The organism is Candidatus Ruminimicrobium bovinum (assembly GCF_902760015.1).
Lineage (GTDB): Bacteria > Elusimicrobiota > Endomicrobiia > Endomicrobiales > Endomicrobiaceae > Ruminimicrobium > Ruminimicrobium bovinum.
Genome location: NZ_CACWEU010000138.1, coordinates 1 through 6,674, shown reverse-complemented (window position 1 = coordinate 6,674; position 6,674 = coordinate 1). Strand labels below are relative to the sequence as shown.

The 6,674-nt window shown below is 31.4% G+C and carries 6 protein-coding genes; all 6 read left to right on the top strand.

Going from position 1 to position 6,674, the window contains the following annotated elements; all coding sequences use genetic code 11:
• Positions 1-86 precede the first annotated feature (86 nt).
• The 6 genes from ACMUOV_RS04905 (at position 87) to ACMUOV_RS04880 (ending at position 6,538) form a co-directional block, all read left to right on the top strand.
• Complete coding sequence (locus ACMUOV_RS04905) at positions 87-1,229, top strand: ABC transporter permease (protein WP_413853991.1); 1,143 nt, start codon at positions 87-89, stop codon at positions 1,227-1,229.
• Positions 1,226-2,374: an ABC transporter permease gene (locus tag ACMUOV_RS04900; RefSeq protein WP_413853990.1), complete on the top strand. Its 1,149-nt coding sequence runs from the start codon at positions 1,226-1,228 to the stop codon at positions 2,372-2,374. The genes ACMUOV_RS04905 and ACMUOV_RS04900 overlap by 4 nt, the downstream gene beginning before the upstream one ends.
• An 89-nt stretch (positions 2,375-2,463) precedes the next feature.
• Complete coding sequence (locus tag ACMUOV_RS04895; RefSeq protein ID WP_413853989.1) at positions 2,464-3,798, top strand: NAD(P)-dependent malic enzyme; 1,335 nt, start codon at positions 2,464-2,466, stop codon at positions 3,796-3,798.
• Positions 3,799-4,173: 375 nt separating this feature from the next.
• Complete coding sequence (locus ACMUOV_RS04890) at positions 4,174-5,016, top strand: fumarate hydratase (protein WP_413853988.1); 843 nt, start codon at positions 4,174-4,176, stop codon at positions 5,014-5,016.
• Entirely contained in the window at positions 5,013-5,528 is a 516-nt protein-coding gene (locus tag ACMUOV_RS04885) for a FumA C-terminus/TtdB family hydratase beta subunit (protein ID WP_413853987.1), read from the top strand. Before ACMUOV_RS04890 ends, ACMUOV_RS04885 begins: the two co-directional genes overlap by 4 nt.
• A 212-nt stretch (positions 5,529-5,740) precedes the next feature.
• Positions 5,741-6,538, top strand: coding sequence for a type III pantothenate kinase (locus ACMUOV_RS04880; RefSeq protein WP_413853986.1), 798 nt, complete (start codon positions 5,741-5,743; stop codon positions 6,536-6,538).
• Positions 6,539-6,674: the final 136 nt, after the last annotated feature.

The window sequence follows — 6,674 nt, the reverse complement described above, 5'->3', positions numbered from 1 at the left end:
TCGGTATAATTGGTTTTAAAATTTATTGGAAAAGAATTTAATTGTATTTGTCAAACAGATAGTTTTGTATTTGTATATAGATAAAAATGAAATATTTTTTTGAAGTTATCAAAAAAGAATTTAAACTGATTTTTACGAACAAATATTATTTGTTTTTGGTTTGTTTATGGCCTTTTTTGGATTTTGTTTTTTTAGGCGGTATTTATTTTTACGGCAATGTTAAACAAATGCCGATTGCCGTAATAGATAAAGATAATTCAAAAATATCAAGGACAATAACAAGGTATTTTAATACAAGTTATGCTTTTAATGTAAAATATAAACTTGATAATGTTGCCGATTTGGAACCTCTTTTTGTCCAAAATAAAATTTTTATGGGTATATATATTCCTAAAGATACTCAGAAAAATATCAAAAAATTCAGCCCGGCTCAAATAGAATGTTATCTTGACGGTTCAAATTTTTTAACATCAAATTTAGGTGAAATAGAAGGGCTGAATATAATAGGAACAATAAATGCCGGTCTTAAAAATACAATGATAAAAAAAAGAGGGATTCAATCAAAACTTGCAAACGGTATGATGTTGCCGATAAAAAATGATTCTTCAAAAATATTTAATCCTACATATAATTACGGATATTATTTAACACCGGGGTTATGGATTGCAATTATAGGACAAATTCTTTTGATTTTCGGAGCATTGACGATAGGCAGAGATGTTGAACAAAAAGATTTTACAGCAGATAATATATTTTTGTTTATTTGCGGAAAATTGTTTGTTTACTGTTTAATTTCGTTGATATATTTTGAAATAATGTTCAGAATATTTTTCCCGTTATTTCAAATACCGTTTTACGGTGAAATAATTACGGCGGAAATTTTAAGTGTTTTTTTTATTTTACCGACAATACTGCTCGGTATGCTTATGTCTGCCGTAACGGGTAATAAAATTGATGCGCTTAAAGGTTGCTTGTTGATAGGGGCACCTTCTTTTTTAATGTCGGGTTATACATGGCCGCTTTCTCAAATGCCTGATTTGATAAAAATAATTGCCGGTTTTATACCGCTAACAAATTTTTTGGAAGCTTTTAGAAAAATTTATCAACAGAATATGCATCTTGAATATATTGTTCCGTTTGTAAAAATACTTATAATATTAATAATTTTATATTTTATTATAACATATATAAGTTTATTAATTCGTTTTAAATTAAAAATAAAAAAATGATAACCGGTTTTAAACAAATATTAATAAGAGAAATTAAAAGATTTTTTAAATCAAAAGATTTGATAATTATATGTTTATTGGCACCTATTCTTTATTCGGTAGGTTTGACATATATTTATCATCATCAAAATCCTACTGATTTAAAACTTACAATAATAGACAAAGATAATTCTTACTTATCAAGAAATTTGGTAAGAATGTTGGATGCCACCCCAGAACTTAATGTAGTTAAATTTGTTCCATCGGCTTATGAAGCATATAAATCTTTGTTTTCGAATGAAGCTGAAATTTTTTATTATATTCCCGAAGATTTTTCGGAAAATTTAAAAAAATCAAAAAGTACATTTGCTTTTATAGGAGCAAATGCAAGTAATTTTATGGTGTCAAGTATGGCAATGAAAACTATTGCCGTCGTTTCACAAACTCTTTCCGCAAAAATATTTGTAAAGTTTTTGATGTCACATAATATTTCAAAAAATACTGCCGTAAAAATGGCACAACCTTTAGGATGCAATTTTAAGTGGATATTTAATCCTGCAAAAACTTATTCAAATTTTTTTGTTCCGTTTATTTTGCTCGCTGTATTTCAACAAATTTTAATAGTTGCCGTTTGTCATACAATGAGTTTGGAAACAAAAGAAAATTCTTGGAAAGATTTATTTAAAATTTCAAACAATAAAATTTTACCCGTTTTACTTGCAAAAGCCGTTCCGTATATATTTACTTCAATATTTATGATATTTTTATTTTTGTTATTTGTTTTGCCGTTTAATTCGGTTTTTCAAACATCAAAAATTAATTTTACCGTTATTACTTTTTTATATTCGTTTGTTATTGTTTTTTTTGCAATGGCAATATCTCATTTGTTTAAAACACCGGTAATATCGTTATGTGCATTAACTTTCTATTCTATGCCTGTTCTTCTTATATCGGGTTTTGCATGGCCGCTTTATATGTTGCCTCTTTATTTAAAAATATCCGCATTTTTATTTCCGTCGACATATTTTATAAATTTGTTCAGATATTATTCTTTGGATAATATTCCGTTAAATTACAGCTTTATTCAAATGGGGCAGTTGTTTGTTTTTTTTCTTGTATGTCTTCTTATAAATTTATTTTTTATGAAACAAAAACTTAAAAAATAATAAAATAATCCGGCACATTCAATTTACTCTTCACCTATTGGACTTTTTTTTGTATAATTAAAAGATAAATAAAATTTAAGGATACATATATGAAAAAAAGTACTTCCAAGCAACAATTAAAAGCCGCACAAAAACCTGCCGAGCAGGCAAGAAAATTACATCCTTTTTATAAGGGGAAAATAGAAGTCGTTCCAAAATGCAGAATAAGAGATTTCAATGATTTTGCAATATGGTATAGCCCGGGAGTTGCCGCAGTATGCACCGACATAAATAAAAATTTGGAACTTGCTTACGAATATACGAACAAATGGAATTCTGTTGCCGTTGTAAGTGACGGAACAAGAGTATTGGGGCTTGGTGATATAGGACCGGAAGCGGCAATGCCTGTTATGGAGGGAAAAGCTTTATTATATAAATATTTAGGCGGAGTTGATGCTTACCCTATTTGCCTCGGTACAAAAGACCAACGGGAAATAATAAATACAGTTAAAATTTTACAACCTTCATTCGGCGGTGTTAATTTGGAAGATATTTCTCAACCGAAATGTTTTCCTATTCTTTATACATTAAGAAAAGAATGTCATATTCCCGTTTGGCACGATGACCAGCAGGGAACGGCACTTGTTACACTTGCAGGGCTTATAAATGCCTTGAAAGTTGTCAATAAAAAAATATCAAAAGTAAAAATTGCAATGCTCGGTGCAGGTTCCGCAAATATTTGTATTGCACGGCTTATAATGTTTTACGGTGCAAACCCTGCAAATATTATAATGGTAGATTCAAAAGGAACTTTAAACAAAAAAAGAAAGGAATTAAAAAATACTCATCCGGAAAAATGGGCAATGTGTTGTGATACAAACGGTTCAAACCTTGAGGGCACGATAGAACAAGCAATGGAAAATGCAGATGTATTAATTTGTTTATCTACACCGGGACCTGATGTAATAAAAAAAGAATGGATTAAAAAGATGGCAAAAAATCCTATAGTTTTTACATGTGCAAATCCTACACCAGAAATATGGCCATGGGAAGCAAAAGAAGCAGGTGCGGCGGTTGTTGCAACAGGCAGAAGCGATTTTGAAAACCAGGTTAATAATTCTTTAGGTTTTCCCGGAGTTTTTAGAGGAACACTCGATGCAAGGGCAACAACAATAACCGACAATATGTGTATTACGGCAGCAGTTGAACTTGCTTCGTGTATTGCAGATAACAAAATAAAACCGACACAAATATTGCCGACTATGGACGATTGGAAAGTTTATCCTAAAGTTGCGGCAGCCGTTGCCGTAAAAGCAATAAAAGAAAAAGTTGCTCAGAAAAAAGCAACTTATGACCAATTTTATAATCAGGCAATGGCTATGATAAAAAGAAGCAGGGCTTTAACTGCCGATATGATGAAAAACAGATTTATCAAAAAGGCATAGCCTTTTTGATGAGGTATAGAGGTATAATGACAAAGAAGCAATAAATGTGTCATTTCCATGATGTTGAGCGTAATTTATAATTGGAAAGCAATGTTCTTTTAAAAATTCTCTTTTTCGCACTCAGTGTCGCCATTCGTTTGAAATTTTTAAAGCCGTGCGACAACTTGAAAAATCCTAACAACCTAATGTAACGGATTTTTCTTCAAACAGTGTCGCACTAAAAAACTTTATAAGATTTATAGTTTTTTACTCTAAAAATTTCAGCACTCATAAGCGGCTCCAAGTCGTTCTTCAAAAGAAATTTTTAAAAGATTTGTCATTGCAAGCATGCAATACATCCATTCTTCAATACCTCAAAAACTCGGAGAGTTTTTTGTGAGAACAATAGAAAGTGAAATTATTATCAATAAAATTTCGGATTTATGCGGGGAAGTTAATTTTAATTTACCGCAGGATGTTGTTGATGCCGTTAAAACTTATATAAAAAACGATAATTCAATAGCGGATAATATTTTAAACGAAATTTTAGAAAATGCAAAAATTGCAAAACAAGATAAAATTCCGTTATGTCAGGATACGGGAACAGCAAACTTTTTTGTGAAAATAGGAAAAGATGTAAAAATAGTCGGTGATTATGATATAAGTACGGCAATAAATAAAGGTGTTTCTAACGGATATACAAAACACTATTTAAGGAAGTCGATTGTTTGTGATCCGTTAGCCAGAGTTAACACAAAAGATAATACTCCCGCAAATATTTATTGTGATTATGTTGACGGTGATAAAATTGAAATTACAATGCTTGCAAAAGGCGGAGGAAGTGAAAATGCAAGTTTTTTAAAAATGCTTACTCCGCTTGACGGTTGGAACGGTGTAAAAAATTTTGTCATTGAATCGGTAAAATTAAAAGGAGCAAATGCTTGCCCTCCGATAATAGCAGGTTTGGGAATAGGCGGGGATTTTGCTTCGGTTGGGCTGCTTGCAAAAAAAGCTTTGTTAAGAAGTATCGGAAGTAACAATAAATCAAAGTTTTATGACGATAAAGAAAAAGAATTGTTTGATGAAATAAATAAGTTAAATATAGGCCCTATGGGTTTAGGCGGAGTTCCTACTGCATTGGCAGTTTTTATTGAGACAAAACCGTGTCATATAGCATCAATGCCTGTTGCAATAAATATTCAATGTCATTCATGCAGAAGAAAAACTATAATAATATGAAAATAACAATTGAACAACTGTTACAAAATACAGATAATTACAAGGCAGGAACTAAAATAGAACTGTCCGGGACGATTTATACGGCAAGAGATCAAGCACATAAAAGACTTGTCGAACTTATACAACAGAAAAAACAGTTACCGATAAATTTAGTAAATACTTGTATATATTATTGCGGACCTTGTCCCAACAGTCCGACACAGATTATAGGTTCCTGCGGACCGACGACATCTTCAAGAATGGATGTTTATACTCCTGAAATGTTAAATAACGGTGTAAAAATTTTAATAGGCAAGGGAAAAAGAAGTCCGGAAGTTATAAAATCAATAAAAGAAAATAAAGCTGTATATTTACTTGCTACCGGAGGTATCGGTGCATTGATAGCAAAAAAAGTTAAAAGTTTTAAATTAGTTGCTTTTGAAGATTTAGGACCCGAAGCAATTTATAAAATTGAAGTTGAAAATTTCCCGTTGATTGTAGGAATAGACAGCAACGGCAGAAAATTGCTATAGGCAATTTTTTGCTGAGAGCTGAGAGTTGAGGGCTTAGAGTTTAGTTTGTAGCTTGTAGTTTGTAAATTTTTATGTCATTTCGAGCGAATGCGAGAAATCTGTTGTTGCAGTTTGCTGTGTATCGTTAAACTTTTCAGCTGCTCAGCTGAGTGGACAAAGTCCACGACTCAGCTTATTAACTAAATTTACAAAGTAAATTTTAAGGAGAAAGAATGTTTTTAGCAATAGATATAGGAAATACGAATATTACATTCGGATTATTTAAATTTAACGGTAAAAATTTGAGTGATAAACCGTTACAAATTTGGGCGGTTGCAACATCAAAAAAGAAAACTGCCGACGAATATGCAATAAAAATTTTGGATATATTATATTATTCCAATATTGATTTAAAAAAGCAAAAAATAAAAAATATAGCAATTGCAAGTGTGGTTCCGTCTTTGGATACTGTATTTGCAAATTTGACGAAAAAATATTTTAACATAGAAGCTTTTTTTGTAAATAGTAAAAACTCGGGAGGATTAAAATATAAATATGCAAATCCCGACGAGATAGGTGCCGACAGAATTGCGGACGCCGTTGCCGTTTATAAAAAATATAAAACGGCATCAATTGTTATTGACTTCGGAACGGCTACAACTTTTGATTGTATAGATAAAAAAGGTTGGTATTTGGGCGGTGTAATAACGGCAGGGCCGTTAATTTCTGCAGAAGCATTATCTAACAGGACGGCAAAATTGCCGTTGGTAAACATAAGTATGCCGCCGAACCCTATAGGAACTACAACGGTTGAAGGTATGCAATCCGGTTTGTATTACGGTTATATAGGGCTTGTTAAAGAAATTTTATCAAGGTTAAAAAAACAAATGAAAGATAAAAATATAAAAATTATTGCAACAGGCGGGCTTTCTTGTTTAATAGCAAGGGAAATTAAAGAAATAGAGACAATTATACCGGAACTTACAATTAACGGTATTAAATTTATTTGGGAAAAAGAAAGAAAAAAATGAAAAAATTATTGGCAGTATGTGCGGTTGTTTGTTTGACGGTAAATTTTGTTTTTGCGGGCTCATTTGATAAGTTCAATGATATGTTAGATAGTGTTGATGATGCTACGGCTCAAAGATATTTGGATAATTTGGCAAG

Bases quoted from the DNA above. Each gene is read 5' to 3' on its own strand.
- ACMUOV_RS04885 (WP_413853987.1), top strand. From the start codon at position 5,013: ATGAAAATAACAATTGAACAACTGTTACAAAATACAGATAATTACAAG.
- ACMUOV_RS04880 (WP_413853986.1), top strand. From the start codon at position 5,741: ATGTTTTTAGCAATAGATATAGGAAATACGAATATTACATTCGGATTA.
- ACMUOV_RS04905 (WP_413853991.1), top strand. From the start codon at position 87: ATGAAATATTTTTTTGAAGTTATCAAAAAAGAATTTAAACTGATTTTT.
- ACMUOV_RS04900 (WP_413853990.1), top strand. From the start codon at position 1,226: ATGATAACCGGTTTTAAACAAATATTAATAAGAGAAATTAAAAGATTT.
- ACMUOV_RS04895 (WP_413853989.1), top strand. From the start codon at position 2,464: ATGAAAAAAAGTACTTCCAAGCAACAATTAAAAGCCGCACAAAAACCT.